At 66.6% G+C, this 14,594-nt stretch carries 13 protein-coding genes; 10 read left to right on the top strand and 3 right to left on the bottom strand.

The window, feature by feature from the left end:
- The first annotated feature begins 106 nt into the window (after positions 1-106).
- Both ftsZ and lpxC read left to right on the top strand, forming a co-directional pair.
- Complete coding sequence (gene ftsZ, locus ACE026_RS06700; RefSeq protein WP_019182482.1) at positions 107-1,339, top strand: cell division protein FtsZ; 1,233 nt, start codon at positions 107-109, stop codon at positions 1,337-1,339.
- A 216-nt stretch (positions 1,340-1,555) separates the two neighbouring features.
- Positions 1,556-2,467, top strand: a complete 912-nt coding sequence (gene lpxC, locus ACE026_RS06705; protein WP_486038454.1) for a UDP-3-O-acyl-N-acetylglucosamine deacetylase — start codon at positions 1,556-1,558, stop codon at positions 2,465-2,467.
- A 295-nt stretch (positions 2,468-2,762) separates the two neighbouring features.
- On the opposite strand, the gene ACE026_RS06710 is transcribed toward lpxC, so the two are convergent.
- Positions 2,763-3,203, bottom strand: coding sequence for a DciA family protein (locus ACE026_RS06710; protein ID WP_026069663.1), 441 nt, complete (start codon positions 3,201-3,203; stop codon positions 2,763-2,765).
- Between the two features lie 12 nt (positions 3,204-3,215).
- Here ACE026_RS06710 and ACE026_RS06715 point away from each other — a divergent pair, with 12 nt between their 5' ends.
- The 3 genes from ACE026_RS06715 to ACE026_RS06725 all read left to right on the top strand — a co-directional run bounded on the left by ACE026_RS06715 (position 3,216) and on the right by ACE026_RS06725 (position 8,539).
- Entirely contained in the window at positions 3,216-4,166 is a 951-nt protein-coding gene (locus tag ACE026_RS06715; protein WP_019182479.1) for a M23 family metallopeptidase, read from the top strand.
- 168 nt (positions 4,167-4,334) lie between these two features.
- On the top strand, positions 4,335-7,067 hold the full coding sequence (gene secA / locus ACE026_RS06720; protein ID WP_486038455.1) for a preprotein translocase subunit SecA: 2,733 nt from the start codon (positions 4,335-4,337) through the stop codon (positions 7,065-7,067).
- Positions 7,068-7,579: 512 nt separating this feature from the next.
- Positions 7,580-8,539, top strand: coding sequence for a Nudix family hydrolase (locus ACE026_RS06725; RefSeq protein ID WP_486038456.1), 960 nt, complete (start codon positions 7,580-7,582; stop codon positions 8,537-8,539).
- Here ACE026_RS06725 and ACE026_RS06730 read toward each other — a convergent pair.
- Complete coding sequence (locus ACE026_RS06730) at positions 8,529-9,086, bottom strand: hypothetical protein (protein ID WP_486038457.1); 558 nt, start codon at positions 9,084-9,086, stop codon at positions 8,529-8,531. The genes ACE026_RS06725 and ACE026_RS06730 overlap by 11 nt on opposite strands.
- Before the next feature lie 50 nt (positions 9,087-9,136).
- Positions 9,137-9,964 carry a methylenetetrahydrofolate reductase [NAD(P)H] gene (gene metF / locus ACE026_RS06735; RefSeq protein ID WP_346472105.1) on the bottom strand — a complete coding sequence of 276 codons (828 nt, stop codon included), beginning with the start codon at positions 9,962-9,964 and terminating at the stop codon, positions 9,137-9,139.
- Positions 9,965-10,089: 125 nt separating this feature from the next.
- On the opposite strand from metF, the gene ACE026_RS06740 reads away from it, so the two are divergent.
- The 5 genes from ACE026_RS06740 (at position 10,090) to ACE026_RS06760 (ending at position 14,462) form a co-directional block, all read left to right on the top strand.
- Positions 10,090-10,980 (top strand): TIGR01777 family oxidoreductase, encoded by an 891-nt coding sequence (locus ACE026_RS06740; RefSeq protein WP_486038458.1) that lies wholly within the window; start codon positions 10,090-10,092, stop codon positions 10,978-10,980.
- 121 nt (positions 10,981-11,101) lie between these two features.
- Positions 11,102-12,022 carry an alpha/beta fold hydrolase gene (locus tag ACE026_RS06745; protein WP_486038459.1) on the top strand — a complete coding sequence of 307 codons (921 nt, stop codon included), beginning with the start codon at positions 11,102-11,104 and terminating at the stop codon, positions 12,020-12,022.
- A gap of 20 nt (positions 12,023-12,042) precedes the next feature.
- Positions 12,043-13,113: a sensor histidine kinase gene (locus ACE026_RS06750; protein WP_486038460.1), complete on the top strand. Its 1,071-nt coding sequence runs from the start codon at positions 12,043-12,045 to the stop codon at positions 13,111-13,113.
- Entirely contained in the window at positions 13,110-13,850 is a 741-nt protein-coding gene (locus ACE026_RS06755) for a LytR/AlgR family response regulator transcription factor (RefSeq protein ID WP_486038461.1), read from the top strand. Before ACE026_RS06750 ends, ACE026_RS06755 begins: the two co-directional genes overlap by 4 nt.
- Positions 13,851-13,904: 54 nt before the next feature.
- Entirely contained in the window at positions 13,905-14,462 is a 558-nt protein-coding gene (locus tag ACE026_RS06760; protein WP_486038462.1) for a DUF3228 family protein, read from the top strand.
- Positions 14,463-14,594 lie beyond the last annotated feature (132 nt).

Here is a 14,594-nt window from a genome sequence, read left to right on the forward strand (position 1 = left end):
CAGCCCGGCATACCAACTACAACTCGCCGGCACGACGGTGGGGAGGACAGGAGAAGGAATCTCCGAAGCCCCCGTCCCGCGTAAACGGCAACAAGAGGACACGGACATGGCGCATTTCGAACTGATTGAAAAGATGGCACCCAATGCGGTGATCAAGGTGATCGGCGTGGGCGGCGGCGGCGGTAACGCCGTGGCGCACATGGTCAGCACCAGTGTGGACGGCGTGGAATTCATCACCGCCAACACCGACTCGCAGGCCATCAAGAATTGCGGTGCCAAGCTGCAGCTGCAGCTGGGTACCAACGTCACCAAGGGCCTGGGCGCAGGCGCGAACCCGGAAGTCGGCCGCCAGGCCGCGCTGGAAGACCGTGAGCGCATCATGGACGCCCTGCAGGGTGCGGACATGGTCTTCATCACCGCCGGCATGGGCGGCGGCACCGGCACCGGCGCAGCCCCGGTCGTGGCCCAGCTGGCCAAGGAGATGGGCATCCTGACCGTCGCCGTGGTCACCAAGCCGTTCCCGTTCGAAGGCCGTCGCCGCATGCAGGTCGCGCTGAAGGGCATCGAAGAGCTCAGCCAGCATTGCGATTCGCTGATCACCATCCCGAACGAAAAGCTGATCACTGTGCTGGGCCGCAACGCCACCATGATCCAGGCCTTCCGTGCCGCCAACGACGTCCTCCAGGGCGCCGTGCAGGGCATCGCCGACCTGATCGTGCGTCCGGGCCTGATCAACGTCGACTTCGCCGACGTGCGCACCGTCATGTCCGAAATGGGCCTGGCGATGATGGGCACCGGCACCGCGCGTGGCGATGACCGCGCCCAGGCCGCTGCCGAAGCCGCCATCCAGAACCCGCTGCTGGACGATGTGAACCTGGCCGGCGCCAACGGCATCCTGGTCAACATCACCGCCGGTGCCGACTTCACGATGGCCGAGTTCGACGAGATCGGCCGCACCATCGATGGCTTCGCCTCCGAAGATGCCACCGTGGTCGTGGGTACCGTGCTGGATCCGGACATGCAGGACGAAGTCCGCGTGACCGTGGTCGCCACCGGCCTGAACCGTGCTGTCACCGCCAAGACCCAGCGTCCGGGCGAGCGCGCACCGATCAAGCTGGTCCGCAACGCGACCACCGGCCAGCCGGAGTTCGGCGAGTTCGACAACGGCGGCGATGCGGTCTCCAAGGCCGTGGGCGGGATGGGCATGGGCATGGGCCTGCGTCGTCCGAGCGCCGACACCGTGGCCCCGTCGGCCCCGAGCGCATCGGGTCCGGCTGCTGCTGAACTGCCGAACGATTACCTGGACATCCCGGCGTTCCTGCGCCGCCAGGCGGACTGAGTATTGCGTGCCGGGGCCTTGTCCTCCCCGGTAAGCATCTCCATGTCCCATGCTGCCGGGCCAGGATCGGCCCGGCAGTCTGACCGCCGTCGTGCATCGCGCACGTCCGGGCAGTGCTGTCGACGCACCACGGTTCACGGAAGGGACAGCGGTAGTGCGTGTTATTCTTGTTTGTCACAGCCGCGCTGACCGCGCGCTTTCTGGTCCTGCCCCCCGATGATTCCGCAACGCACCCTCAAGAACACGATCCGCGCCACCGGCGTTGGCCTTCACAGTGGTGACAAGGTCTACATGACCCTGCGCCCGGCCCCGGTCAACCACGGGATCGTCTTCCGTCGCGTCGATATGGACCCGGTGGTGGAAGTGCCCGCGCGTGCGGACCTGGTCACCGAAGTCACCCTGTGCACCGGCCTGACGTATCACGAGGCGAAGATCCAGACCGTCGAACACCTGATGTCGGCCCTGGCCGGCCTGGGTGTGGACAACATCATCGTGGAGCTGTCCTCGGCCGAGCTGCCGATCATGGACGGTTCCTCCGGCCCGTTCGTCTTCCTGCTGCAGTCGGCGGGCATCGCCGAGCAGGACGCGCCGAAACGCTTCATCCGCATTCTCAAGACGGTGGAAGTCACCGATGGCGACAAGGTCGCCCGCTTCGAGCCGTACGAAGGCTACAAGCTCGGTTTCACCATCCAGTTCAACCACCCGATGATCCCGGCCAAGCAGTCGCGGGCGGAAATCGAGTTCTCGACCCTGGCCTACACCAAGGAAATCTCGCGCGCCCGGACCTTCGGCTTCATGCGGGATCTGGAGTACATGCGCGAGCGCAACCTGGGCCTGGGCGGTTCGATGGACAACGCCATCGTGCTCGACGAGTTCCGCGTGCTCAACGACGACGGCCTGCGCTACGCCGATGAGTTCGTGCGCCACAAGATCCTCGACGCGATCGGCGATCTGTATCTGGCCGGCGGCCAGGTACTGGGGGCATACGAGGGCTTCAAGTCGGGCCACGCGCTCAACAACAAGCTGGTGCGCGCGCTGCTGGCAGATGCCAGCGCGTGGGAGTGGGTCAGCTACGACTCGCCTGCCGCGACGGCGCCGGTGGTCTACGGGTTGCCGGCGTACGCCTGAGCCCGTCATCGCGTAAGTCATTGATGTGAAACAAAATAGAACGGCGCCTGGGGCGCCGTTTCTGTTTTCTGGGGTCTAAGCTGGTTGAAAGCGGCGTGACCTTGACGTCAATGAACCGGAGGGGTGCACAGCGCACAGATTTGTGAACCTCATCAAGGTTTCAGTCGAATTTAACGTTAATTTAATAAAACACTAACGACTGGCGGCACTGACGCCGCTACAGTGCAGACCGGCTCCCAGCCAAAGTTCACGTGATCGTGACGCGGCCGGGAAGGGGCGGGATGCCCCGATGGCTTCACGATTTGGAGGAATCCACATCGCGCAGACAAGCCAACGCGTCGCGTAGCCCTTTGTGCGTGGCGGCTGAAACAGCGTGGGGGCCATTCCTGTTATCGATCGCTGGGGAGCGTGGGGGAGGGGCAGACGCTGTTTTGACGGTCACCTTGGTGACCTTCAGCCCGATGGACCGGGCCGCGTCGATCAACTGTGCTTCGGCAAGCCGGACCTTGGCATGCCACACGGGAGATTCGACGAGAAAAACGAGGTGCTCGCCGTTTACATTCGCCAGCCGGCAACGGGTGGCCAGTGCAGGCGGCAAATGGGGGCGCAATTGACGGTCCAGCGCGTCGAGCCACAAGGCACGACGCAGCGGGTTACCGGCTTTGTCCGCCATGACCGCATCCAGCGCCGGCTTCGGCGTGGATGGGGAACGGGCACTGGATTTCGGCTCAGACATGAAAACTCACTGATGGCATTCAAAAAGATCGTAATCAAAACGCGTGAAGGACAGGCCAAGACGCCGCTGGCGCGTTTGCGTTTCTACTTCGAAGATTCCCCCCGGGCCCTGCTGGGCAGTGTGCTGGGGGTGGGCTGCCTGATCGGCTTCGGTGCCGGTATCGGTGGCAGCATGTTCAACGATTCCCGGCTCCACGCCAAGGTCGCACAGCAGGAACGCGAGCTGGCGCAGGCCCAGAAGGACGCTCAGACCCAGGTCAACGCGCTGGCTGCGCGGATGGGCGAGCTGCAGGCGCAGGCCACCCGTCTCAATGCGCTGGGCGAACGACTCACCCAGATGGGCAAACTGGAAGACGGCGAATTCGACTTCAACGAGACCCCCGGCCTCGGTGAAGGTGAGCCCGGCCCGACCCAGGACATCCCGGTCAGCGCGGTCAACGCCGACTTACAGGTGCTGGAGCAGCGCTTTGCTGCTTCAGGCCGCCAGCTGTCGGTGATGGAATCGCTGATGTTCGATCACCAGCTCGAACAGAACGCCGTGCCCTCGCGCATGCCGATCCGCAACACCTACATCACCTCCAACTTCGGTACCCGCAGCGATCCGTTCGGTCGTGGTGCGGCTACCCACAAGGGCATGGATTTCCACGCAAAGGTCGGTGACCCGGTGATGTCGGTGGCCGACGGCGTGGTCAGCTTCGCCGGTGTGAAGGGCGGCTACGGCAATGTGGTCGATGTGGACCATGGCAATGGCTATGTGACCCGCTATGCGCATAATTCGCGCCTGGTGGTGAAGCCGGGCGATCTGGTCCGGGCCGGCCAGGAAGTGGCCAAGGCCGGTTCCACGGGCCGTTCCACCGGTGCCCACGTGCACTTCGAGGTCTGGGAACGCGGCCAGGTGGTCAATCCGCGCAAGTTCCTCGGTGATGGCGGCAACACCCCGGTCGGCCGCGTTTCGCGGGGCTGATCACGGTAACGAACTTGAACGGGGGTGCTTGAAACGCCGGACCCCCGTCCCAAGCTACAATGGGTGTTGCCATAGACAGGGCGCAGTGCGCCCTGTTTCGTTTGCGGCGTGCGCATCCCCTGGGGAGAGCGCCGCCGTTGGGGCGTCTCATTCCAACCGGTTCCTTCAATGATCAACAGCCTGCTTACCCGCGTCTTCGGCAGTCGTAATGAACGACAGCTGCGCCAGCTCAACCGCATCGTCGCCAAGATCAATGCGTTGGAGCCGGAAATCGAAAAGCTCTCCGACGAGCAGCTCAAGGCCAAGACCCCGGAATTCAAGCAGCGCATCGCTGACGGTGAGGCCCTGGACAAGGTGCTTCCCGAAGCGTTCGCGGTCTGCCGTGAAGCCAGCCGCCGTGTGCTGGGCATGCGTCATTACGATGTGCAGCTGATCGGCGGCATGGTCCTGCACCTGGGCAAGATCGCGGAAATGCGCACCGGTGAAGGCAAGACCCTGGTCGCCACGCTGCCGGTGTATCTGAACGCGCTGGAAGGCAAGGGCGTCCACGTGGTCACCGTGAACGACTACCTGGCCCGCCGTGACTCGGCGCAGATGGGCAAGCTCTACAACTGGCTGGGCATGAGCGTGGGCGTGGTCTACCCGGGCATGCCGCACGGCGACAAGCGCGAGGCGTATGCCAGCGACATCACCTACGGCACCAACAACGAATTCGGCTTCGATTACCTGCGCGACAACATGGCGCTGTCCCGTGCGGACCGCTACCAGCGCGGCCTGCATTACGCGATCGTCGATGAAGTCGACTCGATCCTGATCGATGAAGCCCGCACCCCGCTGATCATTTCCGGCCCGGCCGATGATTCCCCGGAGCTGTACATCCGTGTCAACCGCGTCGTCCCGCACCTGATCAAGCAGGAGGCCGAGGAAGGCGAGGGCGATTTCTGGGTCGATGAGAAGGGCAAGCAGGTCCATCTGTCCGAAGCGGGCATGGAGCATGCCGAGGCACTGCTGGTCGAAGCCGGCATCCTCAATGCCGAGACCGAAGGCCTGTACGCCGCGCAGAACCTGACCGTGGTGCACCACCTCAACGCGGCGCTGCGTGCGCATGCGATCTACCAGCGCGACGTGGATTACATCGTGCGCGATGGCGAAGTGGTGATCGTGGATGAATTCACCGGCCGTACCCTGGCCGGCCGCCGCTGGTCCGATGGCCTGCACCAGGCAGTGGAAGCGAAGGAAGGCGTGCCGGTCCAGCGCGAGAACCAGACGCTGGCGAGCATCACCTTCCAGAACCTGTTCCGCATGTACAAGAAGCTGTCCGGCATGACCGGTACGGCCGATACGGAAGCCTACGAATTCCAGAGCATCTACAACCTGGAAGTGGTGGTGATCCCGACCAACCGCCCGACCATCCGCAAGGACGGTTCGGACCAGGTGTTCCTCAACCGCAACGGCAAGTTCAACGCGGTGCTGGCCGATATCCAGGCCTGCAACGAGCGCGGCCAGCCGGTGCTGGTGGGCACGACCTCGATCGAGACCTCGGAGATGCTGTCCGAGCATCTGCGCAAGGCCGGTGTGCACCACGAAGTGCTCAACGCCAAGCAGCATGACCGCGAAGCGACCATCATCGCCAACGCCGGCATGCCGGGCGCGGTGACCATCGCCACCAACATGGCCGGCCGTGGTACCGACATCGTGCTGGGCGGTTCGCTGGAAGCGCAGCTGCACGAGCTGGGCGAAGAGGCGACGCCGGAACAGCGCGCCCAGGTCAAGGCCGAGTGGCAGGTCCGCCACGATGCGGTCAAGGCGGCCGGTGGCCTGCACATCGTCGGCACCGAGCGCCATGAGTCGCGCCGTATCGATAACCAGCTGCGTGGCCGTTCGGGCCGCCAGGGCGATCCGGGTTCGTCCCGCTTCTACCTGTCGCTGGAAGACAACCTGATGCGCATCTTCGCCTCGGACTGGGTCCAGAAGGCGATGCGCATGATGGGCATGAAGGAAGACGACGTCATCGAGGATCGCCTGGTCAGCCGCCAGATCGAAAAGGCGCAGCGCAAGGTCGAAGCGCACAACTTCGATATCCGCAAGAACCTGCTGGACTTCGACGACGTCAACAACGATCAGCGCAAGGTGATCTACAGCCAGCGCGATGAGCTGCTGGATGCGGAGTCGGTGAAGGACAACGTGGATGGCATCCGTGGCGATGTGATCTTCGATGTAGTGGCGCGCTTCGTGCCGCCGAACTCGATCGACGAGCAGTGGGACCTGCAGGGTCTGGAAGCCACGCTGGCCTCGGACTTCGGCATCGACATGTCGCTGACCGAACTGGTCAAGGCGCATGAAGAGCTGGACGCCGAGGGCATCGCCGAGAAGGTGCAGGCCAAGGTGGACGAGCACTTCGCGGCGAAGGAAGCCGGCGTGGGCGACGAGACCATGCGCGCGCTGGAGAAGCACGTGATGCTGACCGTGCTGGACCAGAGCTGGAAGGAGCATCTGGCGCGCATGGATTACCTGCGCCAGGGCATCTACCTGCGCGGTTATGCGCAGAAGCAGCCGAAGCAGGAATACAAGAAGGAAGCCTTCGAACTGTTCTCGGAGATGCTGGAGAACGTGAAGCGCGAAGTGGTGACGTTGCTGGCGCGCGTGCGTATCCGCAGCGAAGAGGAAGTGGCGGCGCTGGAGCAGGCCGAGCGCCAGCAGGCGGAGGCCCGTCTGCTGCAGTCGCAGTTCCAGCATCAGGACGCGGGCGGTTACGGTGCGGACGAAGAGGCCGCGCAGGTGGAGGCGGCGCAGAACGGCGTGCCGCAGGTCACCCGCGATGAGCCGAAGGTCGGCCGCAATGATCCGTGCCCGTGCGGCAGCGGCAAGAAGTACAAGCACTGCCATGGTCAGCTGAGCTGATCGGTTGATCGGCTGATTGGACGTGCTGAAGAAGCCCCGCCTGGTGCGGGGCTTTTTTGTGGTTCTTCTTCCATCCGCGTGGCAGGCATGTGGTGCGCGTTGACCTTTCCAAGCACGGCGGTGGATGGGCCGGGCGCTGGGGCGCGATGCCCTTGTCGGCGAATGTCCCCCGGTGCCGGCCTGCGGCCGTCCCCTCCTCCTTGATTTCGCCCACAAGGGCATCGCGCCCCACGTATCGAGACTACTGGCGCCCAATAGCAAGGTCCGCTTTTCCGCACTCCTACCGCGCGCGAGCCCCGTAGCGGCCCGCAGGCTCCTGGGCAAAATCAAGGAGGAGGCCGTCGCCATCGGGCGGCGGCCGGGGGACATTTGCCGAGGGGCCTGCGGGTCGCTGCGGGGCCATTACGCTCGCGGCAGCTCCGAGCGGAGACGCCACCACGATCCACAACGAGCCCCCACAACTACCCGCAGGGGCATTGCGTCACGTGCCCCGGTTTGGGCATCCTCCGGGTATGTCATCTCCCCTTCGTTCGATCCATGTCGTGGCCGGCGTCATCACCGACGCCCGCGGCCGCATCCTGCTCAACCGTCGCACCGAGAACCGCGATATGGCCGGCCTGTGGGAATTCCCGGGCGGCAAGCGGGAAGCCGGCGAGACCTCCGAGGAGGCGCTGGTGCGGGAGCTGCGCGAGGAGCTGGGGATCGAGGCGGAGATCGGTGAGTGGATCATGGATGTGCCGCAGATCTACCCGGACAAGCGGCTGCGGCTTGAGGTGCGCCGGATCCAGAGCTGGAAGGGCTCGCCGCGGGGCCGCGAGGGACAGGCGATCACCTGGGTGGCGCCGGACAAGCTGCACCGGTACTCGATGCCGCCGGCCGATCTACCGGTGGTGGCGGCGCTGCGGCAGCCGGACCGGTATCTGATCACGCCGGAGCCGGAGGGTGAGGAGGACAGCGTCCACCAGGACTGGCTGGAGCGCCTGGCGCAGGCGCTGGAAAGCGGAGTGCGCCGGGTACAGCTGCGCACGCCGTCCAGCCCGGCGCGGGTGGCCTTGGCCGAGCGGGTGATCCAGCAGCACGGGCCACGCACGCAGTGGCTGGTCAACCGGGATATCGACCTGGCCGCTCGGTTGGGGGTCGGGGTGCATCTGGGCAGTGAGCAGCTGCTGGCGCTGCAAGCGCGGCCGCTGCCGGTGGGTCAGCTGGTGGCGGCGTCCTGCCACGACCTGGCGCAGCTGCAGGCGGCGCAGCGGTTGGGCTGCGATTTCGCGGTGCTGGGGCCGGTGCAGGCGACGGCCAGCCATCCGGGGGCGGCACCGCTGGGCTGGGCGGCGTTCGAGACGCTGCGCGAGCAGGTGTCGTTGCCGCTGTATGCGCTCGGCGGGATGACCCCCGGTGATATCGAGGAGGCGCGCCGCCACGGGGCGCAGGGCATCGCGGCGATCCGCTCGCTGTGGCCGGTTACAGCGTGATCCAGAAGCAGCCGTACTGACGGCGCAGGCCGAATACGGTCCTGGCCGGGGTGGCGGTGCTGCCGAGGGTCTGTTCGATGCGCAGGCCGACCGGTCGGGGACGCGAGGGGGCCTCCGCAGCGGCGAGTGTCGGGTCCACCCACACGGGCGCGCTGTCCGGGTAGACCGGCGCGATGTCGATCAGCGGGCGCTGCACCACCGATTCCAGGCGGCCGATGATGTGGTTCGCCGTCGCGTTGGAGACGTTGCTCCAGAGGTAGATCGAGGACAGCCGGTTCACGTCCTGCGCGCTGACCGCGTCGCGGATCTGCCCGGTCAGTTCACTGAGCCGGCGCGCGCAGCCGGCGCGGTAGATGCCGGTGTTGCCGACGCTCGCGGTGCGCGGGGGCATACGGGAGGTGGCACCCAGTGCATCGCAGCGGCGATCGGTGAAGACGGTTTCGCCTTGGGCAGTGGTGCAGCGGTTCACGCGCTGCGACGCCTGCGCCAGGGCAGGCGGCGAGGGCAGGCACAGCGCACACAGCAGGAGCCACACGAGCGGTTTCATCGCAGCAGCGTAGCGGCGTGGGCGTTATCTGCAAGCGATACGTGGCCGCCTCAGCCGCGCAGCAGTTTCAGGACCTGGGTGGTCGGCTTGGCCAGGTTGAGCGTGTAGAAGTGCAGGCCCGGCGCGCCGCCAGCGACCAGGCGTTCGCACAGGCTGGCCACCACCTCGGCACCGAACGCGCGGACCGAGTCGGCATCGTCACCGTAGGCCTGCATGCGCTTGCCGATCCAGCGCGGAATCTCGGCGCCGCACTGCTCGGAGAAGCGCCGCAGCTGGCTGAAATTGGAGATCGGCATGATGCCCGGCACGATCGGTACGGTGACCCCCAGCTTGCGCACCGCATCGACGAAGTGGAAGTAGGCATCGGCGTTGAAAAAGTACTGGGTGATCGCCGCATCGGCGCCCGCGTCGATCTTGGTCTTGAAGTGCTTCAGGTCCAGCAGCGCGTCGTTGGCCTGCGGGTGGGTCTCCGGATACGCCCCCACTTCGATACGGAACGCATCGCCATGCTCGGCGCGGATGAAGCTGATCAGTTCGGAGGCATACCGCAGGTCGCCGGGGTGGCCCATGCCGGAGGGCAGGTCGCCGCGCAGGGCGACGATGCGGCGGCAGCCGATCGCGCGGTACAGCTTGAGCAGTTCGCGGATCTCCTCGCGGCTGCCACCGACACAGGACAGGTGCGGAGCCGCATCGAAGCCGTGGTGCTGCTTGAGGTGACGGACGGTCTCGGAGGTGTAACTAAGCGTGGAGCCGCCGGCACCGAACGTACACGACACATATTCCGGCGCGAACACCTTCAGCTTGGCCGCGGTCCGGTCCAGCTGGGCACGCTGCTCGTCGGTCTTGGGCGGATAGAACTCGAAGCTGATGGCGGTCATGGGCGGGGCGCGTCGGCGGGTGTGGCTCAATCATATCTCTTCATCGCGATGAATGTGAAGCACATGACATGTCGTGTGCACACCGCGCCGCGTACAGTGGCGCTGACATCAACGGAGCACCCGCCATGCAGATTCTCGTCACCGGTGGCACCGGCTTCATCGGGCGCCGCCTGTGCACGCGCCTGCTGGCCGAGGGCCACGACCCCATCGTCCTGACCCGCCGGCCCGGCCGGAACCCGCAGCCGGGCGTGCGCAGCGTTGCAGCGCTGGGGGAGGTCGGCCCGGTCCAGGCGGTGGTCAACCTGGCGGGCGAGCCGCTGATGGAGGGCCGCTGGACCGATGACCGCAAGCAGGCGCTGCGCGATTCCCGGATCGGCACGACGCAGGCGCTGCTGGCATGGATGACCGCGTTGCCCGAACGCCCGCGGGTGCTGGTGTCCGGCTCGGCGATCGGTTGGTACGGTCCCCGCGACAGCGCGCCGCTGGATGAGACGGCCTCGCCCGGCCACGATTTCGCGGCGATGCTGTGCCGGCAGTGGGAGGCCGAGGCGCTCAAGGCCGAGGACCTCGGCGTGCGCACCTGCGTGCTGCGGACCGGCGTCGTGCTTGAGCGTGAGGGCGGCGCATTGCAGAAGATGCTGCCGCCGTTCCGGATGGGGCTCGGCGGGCCGATGGGCGATGGGCGGCAGTGGACGAGCTGGATCCATCGCGAGGACCTGGTCGGGATGATCCTGTGGCTGCTCACCACCGACCGGACACGCGGCGCCTACAACGGCACGGCGCCCGGCACGGTCACCAACCGGACCTTCGCCACCACGCTGGGCGAGGTGCTGCACCGTCCGGCCCGGCTGACCACGCCGGCATTCGCCTTGAAACTGGGCTTCGGCGAAATGAGCGGACTGCTGCTGACCGGGCAGAACGTGCAGCCGGCGCACGCCTTGGCGGAGGGGTTTGTCTTCCAGTACCCATCGCTGCCGGCGGCATTGCAGGCCATCGTGGGCGCGCCGGCTCGCTGAGGCGCAGATGTTGATCTGCCGCTGCCGACCGCTCACCGCCGGTCTGCGGCCGCTGCTCATGTAATCGCCCCGGTGACGACGCCCTGCGTCAGTCTCCATGCTCACCCAGCAGGAGCCTGCCATGTCGACCGTCCGTCCCCGCCGCCTCTACTCCATCGCCCCGTTGGCCGCGCTCGCGCTGACCGCATGGGCCACCTTGGTCAGCCCGGCCCATGCGGCCACCGAGCGCTTTCAGGATCTGCAGGTCGAGGTGATCGGCAGCGGCCGGCCGGTGCTGATGATCCCGGGCCTCAACAGCGGTGCGCAGGTCTGGCGCGAGACCTGCGCCGCGCTGCAGCCGCAGGTGCAATGCCACCTGATCCAGCTGCCGGGCTTTGCCGGTGCGCCTGCGGTGGCCAGCGATGACTTTCTGAGCGCCATGCGCGATCGCCTGCTGGCCTACAGCGCGGACCGCAAGCTCGATCATCCGGCCGTGATCGGCCACAGCCTCGGTGGTGTGCTGGCGTTGCAGATGGCGATCGCGGCGCCGCAGAAGATCGGGCCACTGGTGATCGTCGATGCCCTGCCGTACTTCGGCGCGGTCCAGAATCCGGCCGCGACACCGGCCACGCTCAAGCCGATGGCCGAGCAGATGCGGGCCGGCATGCTTGCCGCCGACGCCACACAGTACGCGGCGCAGACCGACGCCGCGGTCACCAACATGGCGCACGCCCCCGAGCATGTTGCGACCTTGAAGCAGTGGGGACGCGACAGTGACCGCGCCACCACCGCCAACGCGATGTACTCGATGACGATGACCGACCTGCGCCAGCCGATCGCCGGCATCACGGTACCGGTGCTGGTGCTGGGCGCATGGGCGGCCTATCAGCCGTTCGGCGCGACCGAGGCCAGTACGCGGCAGGTATTCGCCACGCAGTACGCCGCGCTGCCCGGTGTGCGGATCGAGATGAGCCGCGCGGGCTACCACTTCCTGATGTGGGATGATCCGCGCTGGCTGCAGACGCAGATCCGGGGCTTCTTTGATCTGCCTGCAGCGCCCTGATCGAGACCTGCGTGGAGACGATGAGCGAGAAGCGGACAGCACGCGATACCGGTTTCTGGTGGGCGAACGTGGGTCTATGGTCCTGCTACCTGGGCGTGAGCCTCGGCATGGGCATCGCTTACCGCGGCAACTGGTCCGGCGGGACGCTGATCTACGTGATGGTCGCGCTTGGTTTGTTCGCTGGCAGCGCATTGATTCGCGCCTGGGCGCTTCGTCATGACTGGTTGCAGCGCGATCTGCTGGGACTCACGTGGCGGATGACGCTGGCCGTGGTGATCGCCGCCGCCGCCATCCAGCTCGCTACCGCGGCTGTACTGTTGCCCGCGGTGGCCTGGGAGTGGGTGAAGCTGCCGGGGCAACGCGCCTATTACAGGCCGATCGACATCTTCAACTATTGGCTCAGCACCGCCATCGTGCTGAGCGTGTGGTGCGCGCTGTGGACCGGCCGCCGCGCGCTGCAGCGTGCCCGGCACAGCGAGATGGCGCAGCTGCGCGCCGAAGCGCAGCGGGCGACGCTGGAGCACCAGGCGCTGCGTGCGCGGCTCAATCCCCACTTCGTGTTCAATGCGCTCAACAACCTGCGTGCCCTGATCAATGAAGACCCGGCGCGCGCACGCGATATGGTCACCCATCTATCCAGCACGTTGCGGCACGCCCTGGTGCATACCGACGGGGGCTGGGTCACCTTGGCCGAGGAGTGGCGCGTCGTGCAGGACTACCTGGCGGTGGAGGCGATCCACTACGAAGACCGCTTGCGGGTGCACACCGACATCGAGCCGGTCGCGCTGTCCGCGCGGCTGCCGCCGATGGCGCTGCAGCTGCTGGTGGAGAATGCGATCAAGCACGGCATCGCGGTGCACCCCGGCGGCGGTGAGCTGACGATCCGCGTGTGCCTCGATGGCGGTCGGCTGCGGGTGGAGGTGGACAATCCCGCCTCGCACGACGCCACCAGCGAAGGCCACGGCATCGGGCTGGCCTATCTGCGCGCGCAGCTGGGCAGCGACGCGGCGCCCTCTTCATCCAGCCGGGGCACGTTCCTGCTGGAACGACTGGGCGAGCGCATGCTGGCCCGCCTGGAGGTGCAGCAATGAGTGCTTCACTGCGCGTGTTGATCGTGGATGACGCGCGACTGGCGCGCCGCGAGCTGCGCACCCTGCTGGCGGCGATCCCGTGGGTGGCGTGTGTCGGCGAGGCCGACGACGTGCCCGCGGCACGCGAGGCGATCCTGCGCGAGCAACCCGATCTGGTGTTGCTCGATGTGCAGATGCCCTCGGGCGAGGGCTTCGATGTGCTCGACGGACTGGAGACGGTGCCGATGGTGGTATTCGTCACCGCCTACGACCAGTACGCGGTGCGCGCCTTCGAAACCAACGCGCTCGACTACCTGGTCAAGCCGGTGGAGGCAGGCCGCCTGCAAGCGGCGCTGGAACGCGGCCGGGAGCGCCTCTCGGCACCGGCCGCCCCCGCTGCGACGGGCAGCGTGCGCGATGCGCTGGGCGCCGACGATCAGGTATTCCTGCGCGATGGCGAACGCTGCTGGTTCGTGGCGCTCGGCGAGATCCGCAAGGTCGTCGTCGACGGCAACTACGCACGCCTGTGGTTCCGCGACCAGAACGCGGTGCTGGCACGCAGCCTCAGCACGCTGGAGGCACGGCTGTCGCCAGCGCTGTTCTTCCGCGCCAACCGCAACACCCTGGTCAACCTGCGACGTGTGCGTGCGATCGAACCATCCCTCGGCGGTGGCTACGACCTGACCCTCGATGACGGCAGCCAGGTGGAGGTCTCGCGGCGGCAGGCCCGCGAGCTGCGTGAGCGGCTGGCGCTGTAGGGCACGCGCCGCACGCGTTACCCTGTGCGGGATCTCCGCCGCCTGACTGTACCCATGTCCATCGTCCTCACCGCGTTCGCCCGGCCCCGCCTGTTCCCGCGCGTGCCGCGCGGCAATACCATTCAGGACTGCAGCGCCGAGCAGTTCGAACAGCACCTCAACACGCACGCGCCGTTCAAGGTGCTCGATGGCTACGCGCCGTTCTGCAAACTGCATGTGTACGAAAACTGGACCTCCACGCGCTGCTTGACCATACCGATCACCGAGGCCAACCGTCACCAGCTGCGCAGTGGTTATGAAGCGCGCAACCGCGAGGAACTGCCGGTGCTGGTGCGCTGGTTTGAAGGCGTGGAATCGCCGCGCGCGAACTACCTGGTGGTGATCCTGTACAGCGCCGAGCAGTTGGCCAAAGAGGGCTCCCCCATCGATGCGGAGTGGGGCATCGTGGGCTGCATCTACACCGCCGAGCCGGAGGAAGTGCCGATGGCCCCGATCACCATGATGCGGAACGCACTGGGCGTGGAAGAGGGTGGCTCGGGCGTGCCGCTGGATCGCCAGGCGTATCAGCGCGCGGTGACGTTCTGGGACAGCAACGCCAACTGGCGTCCCTGAGGCGCTGGAGCCGCAGCGATGGCACGTTGATCGAAGACGACGGGGTAGTGGCGGGGTGCTGGCCGGCTCCTCAGTCTGTCTGACGCATGAGGCAAGCGTCACGGGGAGCCGGCCGGCGGCCGGCACTACCGG

Source organism: Stenotrophomonas sp. AGC87, assembly GCF_057333975.1.